Annotated in this window: 11 protein-coding genes; 9 read left to right on the top strand and 2 right to left on the bottom strand. The window is 68.4% G+C overall.

Annotated features, from left to right (window positions below; genetic code table 11):
- Positions 1-2: 2 nt before the first annotated feature.
- Together ACEOAB_RS20310 and ACEOAB_RS20305 are read right to left on the bottom strand one after the other, a co-directional pair.
- Positions 3-1,619: an indolepyruvate oxidoreductase subunit beta family protein gene (locus ACEOAB_RS20310; RefSeq protein ID WP_495653073.1), complete on the bottom strand. Its 1,617-nt coding sequence runs from the start codon at positions 1,617-1,619 to the stop codon at positions 3-5.
- An 11-nt stretch (positions 1,620-1,630) separates the two neighbouring features.
- The gene (locus tag ACEOAB_RS20305; protein ID WP_056589552.1) at positions 1,631-3,790 is read right to left on the bottom strand and encodes a thiamine pyrophosphate-dependent enzyme; all 2,160 of its coding nucleotides are present in this window, start codon (positions 3,788-3,790) and stop codon (positions 1,631-1,633) included.
- Between the two features lie 91 nt (positions 3,791-3,881).
- Here ACEOAB_RS20305 and ACEOAB_RS20300 point away from each other — a divergent pair, with 91 nt between their 5' ends.
- From ACEOAB_RS20300 to ACEOAB_RS20260, 9 genes are all read left to right on the top strand, one after another.
- Positions 3,882-4,799, top strand: coding sequence for a LysR family transcriptional regulator (locus ACEOAB_RS20300; protein ID WP_495653072.1), 918 nt, complete (start codon positions 3,882-3,884; stop codon positions 4,797-4,799).
- A 64-nt stretch (positions 4,800-4,863) separates the two neighbouring features.
- Positions 4,864-6,117, top strand: a complete 1,254-nt coding sequence (locus ACEOAB_RS20295) for an Nramp family divalent metal transporter (RefSeq protein WP_200955401.1) — start codon at positions 4,864-4,866, stop codon at positions 6,115-6,117.
- Positions 6,118-6,127: 10 nt separating this feature from the next.
- The gene (locus ACEOAB_RS20290) at positions 6,128-6,907 is read left to right on the top strand and encodes a sulfite exporter TauE/SafE family protein (protein ID WP_495653071.1); all 780 of its coding nucleotides are present in this window, start codon (positions 6,128-6,130) and stop codon (positions 6,905-6,907) included.
- 174 nt (positions 6,908-7,081) lie between these two features.
- Positions 7,082-8,686 carry a xanthine dehydrogenase small subunit gene (gene xdhA / locus ACEOAB_RS20285; protein ID WP_413750106.1) on the top strand — a complete coding sequence of 535 codons (1,605 nt, stop codon included), beginning with the start codon at positions 7,082-7,084 and terminating at the stop codon, positions 8,684-8,686.
- A 2-nt stretch (positions 8,687-8,688) separates the two neighbouring features.
- A complete protein-coding gene (gene xdhB, locus ACEOAB_RS20280; RefSeq protein WP_413750105.1) occupies positions 8,689-11,139 on the top strand; it encodes a xanthine dehydrogenase molybdopterin binding subunit in 2,451 nt (816 codons plus the stop codon).
- 162 nt (positions 11,140-11,301) lie between these two features.
- Positions 11,302-12,294, top strand: a complete 993-nt coding sequence (locus ACEOAB_RS20275; protein ID WP_413750104.1) for a LysR family transcriptional regulator — start codon at positions 11,302-11,304, stop codon at positions 12,292-12,294.
- A 79-nt stretch (positions 12,295-12,373) separates the two neighbouring features.
- Positions 12,374-13,774 (top strand): NCS2 family permease, encoded by a 1,401-nt coding sequence (locus ACEOAB_RS20270; RefSeq protein ID WP_056589570.1) that lies wholly within the window; start codon positions 12,374-12,376, stop codon positions 13,772-13,774.
- Between the two features lie 111 nt (positions 13,775-13,885).
- On the top strand, positions 13,886-15,400 hold the full coding sequence (locus tag ACEOAB_RS20265) for an ABC transporter ATP-binding protein (RefSeq protein WP_495653070.1): 1,515 nt from the start codon (positions 13,886-13,888) through the stop codon (positions 15,398-15,400).
- Positions 15,393-16,538: an ABC transporter permease gene (locus ACEOAB_RS20260; RefSeq protein ID WP_056589579.1), complete on the top strand. Its 1,146-nt coding sequence runs from the start codon at positions 15,393-15,395 to the stop codon at positions 16,536-16,538. The genes ACEOAB_RS20265 and ACEOAB_RS20260 overlap by 8 nt, the downstream gene beginning before the upstream one ends.
- The last annotated feature ends 317 nt before the right edge of the window (positions 16,539-16,855 follow it).

Genomic DNA, 16,855 nt, shown 5'->3' with positions numbered 1-16,855 from the left:
TCTCAGGCGCTGCCGGCGGGCTTGCGCTTCATCCAGCGGATGGGCTGCGCCTTGACGGGGCGGGCGGGCGCGCCGTGTTCCACCAGCGCCGCATCGAGTGCCTTGCCTGCGTCGTCGGCCAGTGCGGCCGTGCGCGCGGCGGCGACGGCCCGCGCGCGCTCGGCCGGCGCAATGCCGGGCTGCGCGGCGAGGTGGTCCGTCATGTGCAGCAGGTTCTCCTTGCCGCGTTCGTTGGTGCTGCCGTAACCCTTGATGAGCCGCCCGCACAGCGCCAGCTCGTGGCCCAGGGCCCACGCTTCGCGCGTGCCCGCCTCCACGGCGGCGAGCCAGCGTTCGATCAACGCCTGCTCCTCGGCAAAGCGGCTGCCGCGGCGGCGCAGCCAGCGCAGCGAAGCCAGCAGCCGCAGCGAGGCCATGCCGAACACCGAATGGCTGCCCACCTTCAGCGGCAGCGCCCACGGCGCGAGGCCGCGCGCCTGCCGGCCCCGGTCCCAGGCCGTCACGCGGCGTGACAGCGCAGGAGGCAGCAGCGCCGCGAACTCTGCGGCGCCGGGCTTGAAGTGGTCGTAGACCTTCACGATGTCGTCGTCGGCGGCCCGCACCTCTTGCCGCACCCGCTGTGCGCGGCTCGCGCGGCCCTTGAGCGCGGCAACGCGCACGATGTCGTCGAAGGCCATCCACAGCGCGAGCCAGCGCGCCATCTCCCGGGTGATGGCGAAACCCTGCGTACCGGCCGGATCGGCTGCGCGCTCGGCGTCGAGCACGCGGGCCAGCCGCTCGGCATAGAGCGCGGCGTAGGCGGCGTCCTGGTAGTCGAGCACGCGGGCATGGCCGAGCGTGAGCATGTCGTGCACGGCGGGCGGGAAGCGCCGTGCGAGGTCGGCGGGCAGGGCGCCGGCCGGCGGAGGCGCGTCGTGGGTGTCGCCGGCGAGCACGCTGCTGACGAACGCAGCCTGCACGCGCGGCGCACTCACCGCGTCGAAAGCCGCCGCAAAGCCGCGCAGGCTGGCGGCCGCCATCTTGCCGAGCTTGCCGGGTGCGCTGGTATCGCCGCCACGCACCACGTGTTCATAGGCCCCACGCGGGAACGGGAACAACCCGCTGCCCGCGATGGCGCCGAGCATCACCGCGCTGACCACCGTGCCGCTGTCGCGCGCGATGGCATTCATGTCGAACACGTGGTGCTCGCGGCTGAAGGCCTTCACCACGTCGACGAGGCGCTGCGCATCGGCGCGGCCGTCGCCGGGCTCCATGCGTTCGGCCGTCGTGAGGATGCGCGCCGACGAACTGATGACCAGCGTGCGCAGCGGCGCGCTCATGCCGTTGCCGATCTGGCGCGCGGTCTCGAGCAGCTCGGACGACACGATCGCGTCGAGCGTGCCCGGCACCGGGCTCAGGCTGAACACCGGGCGCCTGCCGCCAAGCTGCGCGAGCGGCACGGGAAACACCTCGATGTAGTAGGTGGTGGCGCCCGTGCGCTGCGCCACGTCGGGAATCGACGTGCTCTGCGCGGCGTAGCCGGCGTGGCGCGCGATGTCGACCAGCCATTCGGTGAGCACGCCGCCGCCTTCGCCGCCGAGGGCGCAGACGAGCAGGGTGATGGGGCGGTTGTTCTCCATGCCTTCGCTCCTCATGCCGGTTGAAGTGCACGCACGACCGCGCCGCGCAACCCGTGCAGCAGGCGTTCATGCCACTTCGGGTTCTGCACCACCTCGGCCCGGTAGAAGCTCGGGCACAACGTGGCCGCGTGCGCATTGGCGCCGCACAGCCCGCAGCCCACGCAGCCGTCGATCACGGTGGCCACGGGGTCGACCTTGAGCGGATCGGGGTTGTCCTTGAGCGTGAGCGTCGGGCAGCCCGACAGGCGGATGCAGGCGTGGTCGCCGTTGCACACGTCCTCGTCGACGCCGTACTTCACGCGCACCACGCGCTCGCCGCGTTGAAGCAGGCCGGCGAGCCACGGCTTGATGCGGCGCTGGCGCTCGAGCTGGCATTCACCCTCGGCGATCACCACCTTCAGGCCGTTGAAGTCGCTGGTGAGCGCTTCGGTGAGCGTCTTGCGCATGCGCTCCACGTCGTAGGTGGTGACGGTGCGCATCCATTTCACGCCCAGGCCCTTGAGCGTGTCCTCGATGGTCTGGTTCTTGTCGACCAGGCTCTGCTGCTTGTCGACGGCGCGCTCCTTGATCTCGTCGTCGGGCGTGGAGATGATGTCCTGCGTACCGGTGGCCGAGGTGTAGCCGTTCTTGAAGATCAGCAGCACCGCGTCGTCGCCGTTGAACAGCGCGCTCTGCACGCCGGTGAGCAGGCCGTTGTGCCAGAAGCCGCCGTCGCCCATGATCGAGAGCGTGCGGCGGTTCATCATCGGCGCCACGCCCGCGCGGCTCGCGAGGCTCATGCCGTAGCCGAGGATCGAGTGGCCCATCGAGAAGGGCTCGAAAGTGCCGAAGGCATGGCAGCCGATGTCGGCTGCAATGTGCACCGGGCCGGTCTCCTGCTGCGCGAGCTTGAGCGCCGAGAACACGGGCCGCTCGGGGCAGCCGATGCAGAAGCTCGGTGGCCGGTTGGGCAGCGGTGTGGCCAGCTGCCGCGCCACCGCTTCGCGGCGTTCGCGATTGCCTGCCAGCCAGGCCTGCGCGGAAGACAGGGCCTCGCTCGCCGCGATGTACTGCGCGGCGAATTTGCCGATACCGCCCGACAGCACTTCGACGCCGTACTCGCCCGCCGAAGGCAGCATGTCCTTGCCGTGCAGCGGCGTCTGGATGTCGCGCCGGCGCAGCAGCGTGGCGATGTCCTGCTCGATGTATTCGGGCTGGCCTTCCTCCACCACCAGCACCGCGCGCTTGCCCACGCAGAAGTCGGCAACCTGCTCCGGCACCAGCGGATAGGTCACGTTGAGCACGAGGATCGGGATGTCCGTCTCGCCGAAGGCGTCGGCCAGCCCCTGTTGCTGCAGGCTGCGGATCAGCGCGTTGTAAAGCCCGCCCTGCACCACGATGCCGAGGTCCGCGTGGCGCCCGCCGGGCATCAGCTCGTTGAGGCCGTGCTCGACGATGTAGCGGCGCGCCGCCGGCATGCGTTCGTCGCCCTTGAGCTTCTCGTGGCGGAAGGTGACGGGCGGGTGTGCGAGCCGCATGTAGTCGAAGCCCGCGGGCTCGGTCATCAGCGCGCGGGTCGAGACGGCGGGCGCGATGTTGTCCTTGCACTCGAAGCTGCCGCGCACGTGGCAGGTGCGGATGCGCAGCTCCATCAGGCAGGGCATGTTCGAGCTTTCGGACAGGCGGAAGCCTTCCTCCACCATGCGCACCATCACGCCGAGGTCGGGCCGCGGATCGAGCAGGCACATGCTCGACTTGAGCGCATAGGCATGCGTGCGTTCCTGGATCACGCTGGCGCCTTCGCCGTAGTCCTCGCCCACCACGACCAGTACGCCGCCCGTGACGCCCGGCGAAGAGAGGTTGGAGAGCGCATCGGCCGCCACGTTGGTGCCGACTATCGATTTCCAGGTGACCGCGCCGCGCAGCGGGTAGTGGATGGAGGCGCCGAGCATGGCCGCGGCCGAGGCCTCGTTCGAGCAGGCTTCCACGTGCACGCCCAGCTCGTCCATGTAGGCCTTGCCCTGGACCATGACGTCGAGCAGGTGCGACACCGGCGCCCCCTGGTAACCGCCGACGTAGGCCACGCCCGACTGCAGCAGGCCCTTGGTGATCGCGAGGATGCCCTCGCCGTGGAAGGTGTCGCCTGCGCCGAGGCGCAGCATCTCCACTTCCTTGCTGAATGAAACTTCCATCGTGTCTCGCCGTGTTCTGGTCTTGAGGGGGGAACGCGGCAGTGTGGTGGGTGCGGCGCCATACTTCAATAAAATAATCCAGCTATCCAATATGAACTCGGTGCATATCGACGAGGTGGACCTCAACCTGCTGCGGCTCTTCGATGCGGTCTACCGGACCCGCAACGTGAGCCGCGCGGCAGAGGCCCTGGGCCTGACGCAGCCGGCCGCCAGCCACGGCCTGACCCGGCTGCGCCTGCTGCTGGGCGATGCGCTCTTTACGCGCACCCCCGGCGGTGTGGCGCCGACGCCGCGCGCCGAGCGGCTGGCGGTGTCGGTGCAGTCGGCGCTGGCCACGCTGCAGCAGGCGCTGAGCGAGCCCGAGCGCTTCGATCCGGCGGCCTCGCGCAAGCTGTTCCGCATCCACATGAGCGACATCGGCGAGGGGCGCTTCCTGCCGCCGTTGATGGCGCGGCTGCGCGAGCTGGCACCGGGCCTGCGGGTCGAGACCAAGCCGCTGGCGGCGGGCGAGATCACCACCGCGCTGGACAGCGGCAAGGTCGACTTTGCTTTCGGTTTTTTGCCCCACGTGAAGGACACGCAGCGCGCCCAGCTGCTGAAGGACCGCTACATCGTGCTGCTGCGCAAGGACCATCCCTTCCTGAAGCGCCGGCGCAGCGGCCAGGCATTGCTCGATGCGCTGCAGGAGCTCGACTACGTGGCCGTGCGCACGCACGCCGACACCCTGCGCATCCTGCAGCTGCTGAACCTCGAGGACCGGGTCCGGCTGACGACCGAGCACTTCATGGTGCTGCCGGCCATCGTGCGCGCGACCGACCTGGCGGTGGTGATGCCGCGCAACATCGCGCGCGGCTTTGCCGGGGAGGGCGGCCATGCCATCGTCGAGCCGCCGTTTCCGCTGCGCGACTTCACGGTGTCGCTGCACTGGAGCAAGCGCTTCGAGGCCGACCCGGGCAACCGCTGGCTGCGGCAGGTCATTACGGCGCTGTTCTCGGAGAAGGCGTCATGAGAAGCCATGAGCCCGCGCGCGATTCATGTACTGGTCAGGCTCGGCATGCCACCATCGGGCGAACATGAAGAAACGCATTCCCTCCTTCCTGCGCCACGTCGGCCCGGGCGTCGTCACCGGCGCGGCCGACGACGATCCGTCCGGCATCGCGACCTACACCCAGGCCGGCGCGCAGTTCGGCACCGGGCTGCTGTGGACGGTGTTCCTGTCGCTGCCGTTCATGGTGGCGATCCAGCTGGTGTCGGCGCGCATCGGGCGCGTGACCGGCAAGGGCGTGGCGGCCAACCTGCGCGAGCACATGCCGCGCAGCTTCCTGGTCGTGCTGGTCTTCCTGCTGGTGGTGGCGAACACCATCAACATCGCGGCCGACATTGCGGCGATGGGGGAGGCTCTGCAGCTGGTGGTGGGAGGCGGGGCGCATTTCCACGCGCTGGTCTTCGGCGTGGTGACGGTGCTGCTGCAGGTGTTCGTGCCCTACCGCAAGCTGGCCCACATCCTCAAGTGGCTGACGCTCACTCTGTTCGCCTACGTTGCCGCGGTGTTCGCGGTGCAGGTGGAATGGGAGCGGGTGCTGCACGACCTCGTGGTGCCCAGGCTGCAATGGAGCGGCGACTACTGGATGATGATCGTGGCGCTCCTGGGCACCACGATCTCGCCCTACCTGTTCTTCTGGCAGGCGTCGCAGGAAGTCGAGGAGCTTCGGCTCAAGGGCGGGCGGCGCGGAACGGACGAGGAGGTGCGGCACGACCTGCGGCGCGTGCGCCTGGACACCTGGGTGGGCATGACCTTCTCCAACCTCATCGCCTTCTTCGTGATGGTGGTGGGCGCATCGGTGCTGTACACGGCCGGGGTGCACGACGTGACCTCCGCGGCGCAGGCGGCCGAGGCGCTGCGCCCGCTGGCCGGCGATTTCGCCTTCTGGCTGTTTGCCGGCGGCATCATCGCCACCGGCCTGCTGGCCGTGCCCGTGCTCGCGTCTTCCGCGGCTTATGCGGTGGCCGAGGCTTTCGGCTGGGGAGAAGGGCTGGAGCGGCACTGGCGCGAGGCCAAGGAGTTCTACGGAATCATCGCAGTGGCCACGCTGGTCGGCACGGCGCTCGACTTCACGCCCATCGACCCCATGAAGGCGCTTTATTGGAGCGCGGTCATCAACGGGGTGGTAGCGGTTCCGATCATGGCGGCCATGATGATCCTGGTGACGCGCGAGAAGGTGATGGGCGTGTTCACCTCCGGGCGCCGGACCCGGTGGCTCGGCTGGGGCGGCACCGCCCTGATGGGATTCGCGGCCCTGATGATGGGCTGGGACATGATGCGCTGAGACCGGACCCGTGCAAGCGATTCTTTCGGGGGCCGGCCCGGTGCTGGTCTTCATGGCCTGCGTCGCGCTCGCCACCTACGCGCAGAACCTCACGGGCTTTGCATTCAGCCTGATCCTGCTCGGGCTGGTGTCGGTGCTCCACGTCGCCAGCGTGAGCGACACCGCCAACGCCGCCACGGTGCTGAGCCTGATCAACGCATGGACGTACTTCCGCGCCCGGCCCGGCGTGGTGCCCTGGCAGCTCATGAAGCCGGCGCTCAATGGCAGCACGGTCGGCGTGATCGTCGGGCTCGTGCTGCTGAACTGGCTCAGCGGCGACGCGGTCGACTGGCTGCGCGGACTGCTGGGCGTGTCGATCCTGGGCTGCGCGGTGCTGCTGGTGCTGCAGGCCAGGCCGCGGCCGGCGGTGTCCGGCCGCGCGAGCTTCGCCGTCGTCGGCGGGTTGTCGGGCGTGCTGGGCGGGCTGTTCTCGAGCTCGGGGCCGCCCATCGTCTTCCACATGTACCGCCAGCCGCTGGACCGCGAGCTGGTGCGCCGCGCGCTGCTGCTGATGTTCGCGTTCAACTCGCTGGTGCGGCTCGTGATCGTGGTGCCGACGGGGCACTTCTCGTGGCGCGCGGCGCTGCTGGCCGGCTGCGCGATGCCGGTCGTCTACGGCGCGACGCGGCTGCACCACCGGCTGCCGAACAGGCTGCAGCCGCGCACGCTCAAATGGCTGGTCGGCGGCCTGCTCGCGGCGGCGGGTTCCACGCTGGTCGCCACGGCGTGGGTGGCCATCGCGCACAGCTGACCGCCGACGGGGCCTTCGCGTGGCCCGGGAATTGCAGCATGCGCGCAAGGGTTTCCCCGTACGTGGCATACCGACCCCCACATACGCGTTATGGGCGCCCCCGTATGCAGGACCCCGGACAAGCCGCTAACGTCCATGACTGACCCACGACGGGTCTCCCACGAGCCCAAAAGCATGAGCACCGACAGCAGCACCAGCAGCCAGATTCAACCGATCCGCTTCTTTCATCGCGGAAGGATCGTCGACGTCACCGGCGTCCACCCGACCCGCTCCGTGCTCGACTGGTTGCGCGAGGACGCCCGCTGCACCGGCACCAAGGAAGGCTGCAACGAGGGTGACTGCGGCGCCTGCACCGTCGTCATCGGCGAACTCGCCACCGATCCCGACGCCGAAGGCACCATCGACGGGCTGAACCTGCAGACCATGAACGCCTGCATCCAGTTTCTTCCCACGCTGCATGGCAAGGCGCTGTTCACGGTCGAGGACCTGAAAAGCCAATGCAAGACCGGGAAGACCGCTGAAAAGAAGCAGCATGCCGTGCACACACTGCACCCCGTCCAGCAGGCCCTGGTCGACTGCCACGGCTCCCAGTGCGGCTTCTGCACGCCCGGCTTCGTGATGTCGCTCTGGTCCGCCTACGAGCACCACCAGGCCGAAGGCACGCAGCCCACCCGCCAGCAGCTGGCCGACGAACTCTCGGGCAACCTGTGCCGCTGCACCGGCTACCGCCCGATCCTCGATGCCGGGCAGCGCATGTTCGACCTGCCGGCCGTGCGGCTCGACACGAAACCGGTGGTCGCGGCCCTCACCGCGCTGCATAACGACGGCCTCGACTATGCCGCGCCGCTCGGCGCGCGCATCGACCACTTCCATGCGCCGAAGACACTGGCCCAGCTCGCCGCGCTGCGCGAGCAAAAACCGCGTGCCCAGCTGCTGGCCGGCTCGACCGACGTCGGCCTCTGGGTCAACAAGCAGTTCCGCGACCTGGGCGACATCATCTACGTGGGCGACGTGGCCGAAATGAAGACCATCGAAGACCGCAAGGACGAGCTCTACATCGGCGCCGGCGCCTCGCTCGAATCCGCTTTTGCCGCGCTGGTCGAGCGCGTGCCGAGCCTCTCCGACGTATGGCTGCGCTTCGCCTCCCCGCCGATCCGCCATGCCGGCACCATGGGCGGCAACGTCGCCAACGGCTCGCCCATCGGCGATTCGCCGCCGGTGCTGATGTCGCTCGATGCGCAGATCGAGTTGCGCCGCGGCGATGCGGTGCGCCGCATGCCGCTGTCAGAGTTCTATCTCGACTACATGAAGAACCAGCTGCAACCGGGCGAGTTTGTCCAGGGGCTGGCCGTTCCGCACGCTGCGCTGCGCCGCCAGGTGCGCGCCTACAAGATCAGCAAGCGCTTCGACTGCGACATCTCGGCGCTGTGCGCGGGCTTCGCCATCGAACTCGAAGCCGGCAGCGACACGGTCAAGGCCGTGCGCCTGGCCTTCGGCGGCATGGCCGCCATCGTCAAGCGCGCTGCGAACGCAGAGGCGGCCTTGCTCGGCAAGCCATGGACGCAGGCCAGCGTTGCCACCGCCAAGCTCGCGCTGGCACAGGACTTCAAGCCGCTGTCGGACATGCGCGCCTCGGCCGACTACCGGCTGCAGGTGGCGCAGAACCTGATCCAGCGGCTCTGGCTCGAGACCCGCGCCGAAGACGCCCTGTCGCTGGAAGAAACCAGTGTCTGGAGCGTGATGCCCCATGCCACCAAGGCCGCCGCCGAAGGAGTCTGACCATGAACAAACCCATCGACGCCCGCCTGCTGCAGCCCGCCGAGGCCTTTGCCGATTACCTGGCCAACACCGCCGCGCGCATCGACGTCGGTGCCGAAGCGCTCGCGCACGATCTTGGCGCGCGTGTCGGCATCAGCCGGCCGCACGAGTCGGCCCACCTGCACGTGGCCGGCGAAGCGACCTACATCGACGACATTCCCGAACTCGCCGGCACGCTGCACTGCGCGCTGGGCCTGTCGCCGGCCGCTAACGGCCGGGTCACGGCGCTGTCGCTCGACGCGATCCGCGCGATGCCCGGCGTGGTCGCGGTGCTCACGGCCGACGACATTCCCGGCAGCAACGACTGCGGCTCGATCGTCCACGACGACCCGATCCTGCTGCCCGTGAACCACGGCGGCGAGATCCGCTACCTCGGACAACCCGTGTTCGCCGTGATCGCCGAGACGCGCGATGCCGCGCGCCGCGCCGCTGCGAAAGCCAAGGACGCGATGACCATCGAGGCGCAGCCGCCGGTGCTCACGCCGCAGGCAGCGCACGAACGCGGCCAGTACGTGGTGCCGCCGATGCACATCGTGCGCAGTGGAGGCAGCGCCAACGAGGGCGACGAGGCCGCTGTGCGCGCCGCCATCGCCAAGGCGCCGCACCGCCACAAGGCCACGCTCGACGTGGGCGGCCAGGAACAGTTCTACCTCGAAGGCCAGATCAGCTACGCCATTCCGAAGGAAGGCGGCGCGCTGCACATCCACTGCTCGACGCAGCACCCGAGCGAAATGCAGCACCTGGTGGCGCATGCGCTGCACCTGCAGTCGAACGAAGTGCATGTCGAATGCCGGCGCATGGGCGGCGGCTTCGGCGGCAAGGAGTCTCAGTCGGCGCTGTTCGCCTGCGTGGCGGCCATCGCTGCGCGGCAGCTGCAGCGCCCGGTCAAGCTGCGGCTCGACCGCGACGACGACTTCATGATCACCGGCCGGCGCCACTGCTTCTGGTACGAGTACGAGGTCGGCTACGACGACGAGGGCCGCATCCTCGGCGCCGAGATCACCATGGTCTCGCGCGCCGGCCACTCGGCCGACCTGTCGGGTCCGGTGATGACGCGCGCGCTGTGCCACTTCGACAACGCCTACTGGCTGCCCAACGTGGCCATGCACGGCTTCTCGGGCAAGACCAATACGCAGAGCAACACGGCGTTCCGCGGCTTCGGCGGCCCGCAGGGCGCCATCGCCATCGAGAACATCATGGACTCGGTGGCGCGCGAACTGAAGTGCGACCCGCTCGACGTGCGGCGCGTCAACTTCTACGGCAAGACCGACAACAACGTCACGCCGTACCGCCAGACCGTGACCGACAACATCGTCCATGAACTCGTGGCCGAGCTGGAAGCCAGCAGCGACTACCGCGCGCGGCGCGAAGACATCGCGGCCTTCAACAAGACGAGCGTGGTGCTCAAGCGCGGCCTCGCGCTGGCGCCGCTGAAGTTCGGCATCTCGTTCAACGTGAAGCACTTCAACCAGGCCGGCGCGCTGGTGCACGTGTACACCGACGGCTCGATCCTCGTGAACCACGGCGGCACCGAGATGGGGCAGGGCCTGAACACCAAGGTGGCGCAGGTGGTGGCGCACGAGCTGGGCGTGAGCTTCGAGCGCGTGCGCGTGACCGCCACCGACACCACCAAGGTGGCGAACACCTCGGCCACGGCAGCATCGACCGGCGCCGACCTGAACGGCAAGGCCGCGCAGGACGCGGCACGGCAGATCCGCGAGCGCCTAGCCGAATGCGCGGCCGAGCGCCATGGCGGCAAGGCCGGCGAGGTGCGCTTCGCGAACGACAAGGTCGAGGTCAATGGCCGCTCGCTGGCCTTCAGCACCGTGGTGGGCGAGGCGTACCTCGACCGCAAGCAGCTGTGGTCCGATGGCTTCTACGCTACGCCCGGCCTGAGCTGGGACAAGGACAGGATGCAGGGCCGCCCGTTCTACTACTACGCCTACGGCGCGGCCGTGAGCGAGGTGATCGTCGACACGCTCACCGGCGAGTGGAAGTTGTTGCGCGCCGACATCCTGCACGACGCGGGCAAGTCGCTGAACCCGGCGGTGGACATCGGCCAGGTCGAAGGCGCCTTCATCCAGGGCATGGGCTGGCTTACCACCGAGGAGCTGGTGTGGCATCCGCAAAGCGGCATGCTCACCACGCACGCGCCCAGCACCTACAAGATTCCGACGGCCAACGACTGCCCGCCGGTATTCAACGTGCGTCTGTTCGAAGGCCAGAACTTCGAGGACTCGATCCACCGCAGCAAGGCTGTGGGCGAGCCGCCGCTCTTGCTGCCGTTCTCGGTGTTCTTCGCGATCCGCGATGCGGTGTCTGCCGCGGGCGGCCACCGCATCGATCCGCCGCTGAAGGCGCCGGCCACGAGCGAGTCGATCCTTCGTGCCATTACCGCTGTCCAGTCCGCATAGTCACTCGTAGACTTTGGCGCATGTCCAAAGTCCTCCCAATGCCCTACCTCCTGATCCCCTTCGCGAAACACCGCGGAACCGGCTTCGCCGGGCCGCTGGTGTTGCCCCCGGCAGGGGGTTGGCGAAGCGACACGAAGTGCGCGAAGACTGGGGGGGCGCCACATGCGTGACCAAGCGCTTTTCGACAAGATCGATCTCCATCTGATCCGGGTGCTTCACACCGTGCTGACCGACCGCAGCGTCTCGCGCGCCGCCATTCGCCTGGGCATGTACCAGCCGGCCGTTTCGGCCGCGCTGAAGCGCCTGCGCGAGCTGTCGGGCGACCCGCTGCTGGTGCGCTCGGGCTCGGGCATGGTGCCGACCGATGCGGGGCTGCGCATGATCGAGCCCGCCGCCAGCATCCTGCGCGCGGCCGAGATGCTGTTCTCCGACGCGCGCGGCTTCGAGCCGCAGTCGGCCGCCACCACCTTCCGCATCGCGGCCAGCGACTACATGGACCCGCTGTTCCTGCCGATGCTGGTGGCGCATGTGAAGCGCGAGGCGCCGCTGTGCCAGATCGAGATCCATGCGCTCTCACCCGACTCGGACTACCACGGCCACCTCGCGCTCGGCCAGGTCGACCTCGTGATCGGCAACTGGCTCAAGCCGCCGGAAGACCTGCACATGGCGCGGCTGTTCGGCGACGAGGTGGTGTCTCTGGTCAACAAGGACCATCCGGCGGTGCGCCGCGGCTGGGACCTGGAGACCTGGCTCGCGGCCGAGCACATCGCGCCCACGCCCATGCACCCGGGTGGGCGCGGCATCATCGACCAGATGCTCGACGAGCTGGGGCGGCAGCGCAACATCACGGCGCGCTGCGCGCACTTCAGCCTCATTCCGGACATGGTGGCCTCGAGCCTGCTGGTGCTGACCACCGGGCGCCAGTACTGCGAGCGCTTCGCGTCGCGGCTGCCGCTGAAGATTCTCGATTGCCCCGTGGCGCTGCCGCGCCTCATGTACTACCAGCTCTGGCACGAACGCACCCATTCGTCGAGCTCGGCGCGCTGGCTGCGCGAATGCATCAAGGACGTGGCGGCGTCGCTGCGTCCAACGGTTTCCGCGATACCGGGCGCCGCGGCGCGCCTGCCCGCAGCGCCTGAAACCTTCGATCCCTGAGAGATCCCCGTTCGCGCCGGCGTCGTGAGCGGGGGCAACGATGAAGCAACCGCCACTACAACAGCTGGAGACAAGCGAAATGAGTACGTTCGAACAGGCGCCGCAGGGCGCCGATCCCCGCGCGCCGGGGCATGTCGAGTCCGCCCGTGCGCGTGCGGCCGTGAGCGGCGCAAGCGGCCCTGGCCTGCTTGAACGCGTGTTCAAGCTCAGCGCGCACAACACCACGGTGCGCACCGAAGTCATCGCGGGGCTCACCACCTTCCTGACGATGGCCTACATCATCTTCGTGAACCCCTCGATCCTGGGCGACGCGGGCATGCCGAAGGGCTCGGTCTTCGTGGCCACCTGCCTCATTGCGGCGCTGGGCACGCTGATCATGGGCCTGTACGCCAACTACCCGATCGCCATGGCGCCGGGCATGGGGCTGAACGCCTACTTCGCCTATGTGGTGGTGCTCGGCATGGGCTACACGTGGCAGGTCGCGCTGGGCGCGGTGTTCATCTCGGGTTGCCTGTTCCTGATCGTCACGGTCACGGGGCTGCGGGAGCTGTTCATACAGGGCATACCGCAGTCGCTGCGAACGGCGATCACGGTGGGCATCGGCATGTTCCTGGCGCTCATCGCATTGAAGAGCGCGGGCGTCGTCGCGGCTTCGCCCGCCACCTTCGTCACGCTGGGCGACCTGCACTCGGCGCCGGTGATCCTGGCTACGCTGGGCTTCCTCATCATCGTGGCGCTCGACAAGCTCAAGGTGCGCGGCGCGATCCTGATCGGCATCGTCACGGTGACGGTGCTGTCGTTCTTCTTCGGCGGCAACAAGTTCCACGGCGTGTTCGACGCGCCGCCGTCCATCGCGCCGACCTTCATGCAGCTCGACATCCTGGGCGCGCTCAAGGGCGGCATCCTGAACGTGGTGCTGGTGTTCTTCCTGGTCGAGATGTTCGACGCCACCGGCACGCTGATGGGCGTGGCCAAGCGCGCCGGCCTGCTGGTGCCGGGCAAGATGGAGCGTATGAACAAGGCGCTGCTGGCCGACAGCGGTGCGATCTTCGCGGGCTCGCTGCTCGGCACCTCGAGCACCACGGCCTATGTGGAGAGCGCGGCCGGCGTGCAAGCGGGCGGACGCACCGGCCTCACGGCCGTTGTGGTGGCGCTGCTGTTCCTGGCCTGCCTGATGATCTCGCCGCTCGCGGGATCGGTGCCGGCCTACGCCACCGCGCCGGCGCTGCTCTTCGTGGGCTGCCTGATGCTGCGCGACCTGGTCGAGCTCGACTGGGAAGACACGACCGAGGTGATCCCTGCCGCTGTCACCGCGCTCACGATGCCCTTCACCTATTCCATCGCCAACGGCCTGGCCTTCGGCTTCATCACATACGCCGTGCTGAAGCTCTGCACCGGCCGGGCACGGGAAGTGCATGCAATGGTCTGGGTCATCGCCGCCGTGTTCATGTTCAAGTTCGCCTATATCGGCGGACACTGACTTGAACTGAGCAAAGCGCCGTCGGGCGCCGATGGTCGCGGGGACGTTATTAAACTGATAGCTGTTTCCGCTTTGTTGCTGTTGACGAGACAAAAATCCACGAAACCCGGCATGACAACCCCAAGACTCCAACTGGCGAACATCACCAAGCGATATCCCGCGGTGGTCGCCAACAGCGACATTTCCCTGGCCGTGCAGCCCGGCGAGATCCACGCCGTGCTCGGCGAGAACGGTGCCGGCAAATCGACCCTGATGAAGATCATCTACGGCTCGGTCAAGCCCGACGAAGGCACCGTCATGTTCGACGGCCATGCCGTGAACCTGCGCAACCCGCAGCAGGCGAGGGCGCTGGGCATCAGCATGGTGTTCCAGCACTTCAGCCTGTTCGATACGCTCACGGTGGCCGAGAACGTCTGGCTGGGACTCGACAAGTCGCTGCAACTGGCCGAGGTGGCGCGCAGCATCACGGCCAAGGCGAGCGAATACGGGCTCGACATCGACCCGGCGCGGCCGGTGCATACGCTGTCGGTGGGCGAGATGCAGCGGGTCGAAATCATCCGCGCGCTGCTCACCAACCCCAAGCTGCTGATCCTCGACGAGCCGACCTCGGTGCTGACGCCGCAGGCGGTCATCAAGCTGTTCGCCGTGCTGAAGAAGCTGTCGTCCGAGGGCTGCAGCATTCTCTACATCAGCCACAAGCTGCACGAGATCCAGGAGCTGTGCAGCGCCTGCACCGTGCTGCGCGGCGGCAAGGTCACGGGCGTATGCAATCCGCAGAACGAAAGCACGCAGTCGCTGTCGCGGCTGATGATCGGCAGCGAGCCGCCGCCGCTGCAGCACCGGCCGGTGCATGCGGGCGCGGTGGCGCTGCGCGTCGACGGGCTGTCGCTGGCGCGCGAAGACCAGTTCGGCATGGACCTCGAGGGAATTTCGTTCGAGGTCCGCGCGGGTGAAGTGGTCGGCATCGCCGGTGTCTCCGGCAATGGCCAGCGGGAGCTGCTCTATACGCTGTCGGGCGAGGACGTGCGCGCCGATGCGCCGATGGTCCGGGTGTTCGACCAGCCCGCCGGCCGGCTGCGCCCGCGCGCGCGCCGCGCGCTCGGCCTGCACTTCGTGCCCGAAGAGCGGCTGGGCCGCGGGGCGGTGCCCACGCTGGGGCTCGCGCACAACCTGCTGCTCACGCGCGGCGATGCGGTGGGCCGGGGCGGATGGATCCGCACCGGCGCGCTCGAGCGGCAGGCGAAAGCCATCATCGAGCGTTTCAAGGTCAAGGCCGGCGGCCCGCGCGCGGCGGCGCGGTCGCTGTCGGGTGGCAACCTGCAGAAATTCATCGTCGGGCGCGAGATCGACGCCAACCCGAAGCTCTTCATCGTCTCGCAGCCGACCTGGGGCGTGGACGTGGGCGCGGCCGCGCTGATCCATGCCGAGATCCTCGCGCTGCGCGATGCCGGCTGTGCGGTGCTGGTGATCAGCGAGGAGCTCGACGAGCTGTTCAACATCTGCGACCGGCTGCACGTGATCGCCAAGGGCCGGCTGTCGCCTTCCATCGACCGCGCGGCCGCGACGCTGCCGCAGATCGGCGAATGGATGAGCGGCCTGTGGAAGAAGGAGGCGGCCCATGTTTAAGCTCGAACCCCGTCCGGAGCTTTCGCGCTTCTGGAGCTATGCCTCGCCGATATTGGCGCTGGCGATCACCGTGCTGATCGGCGTGGCGCTGTTCGCGGCGCTCGGCAAGGACCCGGTCAAGGGCCTGCTGGTGTTCTTCTACGAACCCATCAAGAGCGGCTACGCCATCGGCGAGCTGATGGTCAAGGCCACGCCGCTGCTCATCATCGCGCTGGGGCTGGCCGTGTGCTTTCGCTCGAACGTGTGGAACATCGGCGCCGAAGGGCAGTTCGTGTTCGGCGCCATCGCGGCCGGTGGCGTGGCGCTGCTGGCTGACAAGACCACCGGCCAGTGGATCGTGGCCGCCATCCTGGTCGCGGGCGTCCTCGGCGGCATGGTGTGGGCGGGCATAGTCGCGTTCCTGCGCGACAAGTGCAACGCCAACGAGATCCTGGTGAGCCTGATGCTGGTCTACGTGGCGACGCTGCTGCTGGGCTACATGGTCTATGGGCCGTGGAAGGATCCGAACGGCTACAACTTCCCGCAGACCAAGACCTTCGAGGCGGTCACGCAGATTCCGCGCCTGTTCAAGGGCTCGCGCGTGAGCATCGGGCTGGTCATCGCGCTGGTGGGTGCCGGGGCGCTGTGGGTGTTCCTGTTCCGCACGCGCGCGGGCTTTGCGCAGCAGGTCGGCGGGCTGGCGCCGGCAGCCTCGCGCTACGCAGGCTTCTCGGCGCGGCGCGCGGTGTGGATCGCGCTGCTGACCTCAGGCGGCGCGGCCGGCCTCGCCGGTGCGCTCGAAGTGGCGGGGCCGCTCGGCCAGCTCACGCCCTATGTGCCGGCGGGCTACGGCTTCGCGGCGATCATCGTGGCCTTCGTCGGGCGGCTGCATCCGGTGGGCATGATCTTCTCGGCCCTCCTCATGAGCATGTTCTACATCGGCGGCGAACTGGCGCAGTCGCGGCTCGGCCTGCCGAAGTCGTTGACCGGTGTGTTCCAGGGGCTCTTGCTCTTCACGCTGCTGGCATGCGACACGCTCATTGCCTATCGCATTCGCCGCAAGGCGGCTGTCAAGGCTGCTGGCTTGACGACAAGTTCTCTGCAGGCGAGCACACCGCTCACTGCGCCTGTCGCGCGGCCGAGCGAAGGAGCGCTTTGAATGAAGGCCTTGGCTTCGATTCGAGTGCCGCGTGTGTCGTGGGGCGCTCACGCCGACGGGGTACCTTGCTCCGCGAATGTCCCCCGGCCTGCGGCCTCCTCCTTTATTTCGCTGCGCAAGGCACCCCGCCGGCGTGAGCGTTGGACAGAGCCGTCGTTGATCAGCCCGCACCACAGCCGCGCCCATCGTGCTCAGGGCACCGGGTGCTCCCCGCAGCGAAATAAAGGAGGAGCCGAAGGCGGGGGACATTCGCGGAGGGGAGTACCCGGTGCCCTGAGCACACGCCCCGAACAACAGCCCTCGAACACAAGCAACCC

Source organism: Variovorax sp. Varisp53 (assembly GCF_059491555.1).
This window is presented reverse-complemented; position numbering and strand designations above follow the sequence as displayed.